The 328-nt window shown below is 61.6% G+C and carries 1 pseudogene; it reads right to left on the bottom strand.

The features are described from left to right. Positions 1 to 328 (bottom strand): annotated as a pseudogene (locus tag EN859_RS36385) (N-methylproline demethylase); the annotation flags it as partial.

Raw genomic sequence — 328 nt, 5'->3', positions numbered from 1 at the left:
GCGCTCTTCCTGCTCCTCGGTGTACTCGTTGCGAATCACGGCGATTTTCTTGCCGTCTTCTTCGTACACCTTGTCGAGCCAGTAATTCGGCGTGTGTATGACGCCCTGCGCATAGAGACGCCGGTAGAAGATCGGGAACGTCGTGCCGCCGACGTCGTCGGCAACTTTCACGTCGGGCGTGACGATCTCCACATTCGAGCCGCGGCTCGAGATGAAGTCCGCTACGCCCGCACCCGCGTGCGTGCTGACGCCGTCATAGACGAGCACGTTCTTGCCGGGTTCGACCTTGCCGGAGAGCACGTCCCACGAGCTGACCGCGAGACCTTCT

It is taken from the genome of Mesorhizobium sp. M00.F.Ca.ET.216.01.1.1, assembly GCF_004010325.2.
Taxonomy (GTDB): Bacteria; Pseudomonadota; Alphaproteobacteria; order Rhizobiales; family Rhizobiaceae; genus Mesorhizobium.
This window is presented reverse-complemented; position numbering and strand designations above follow the sequence as displayed.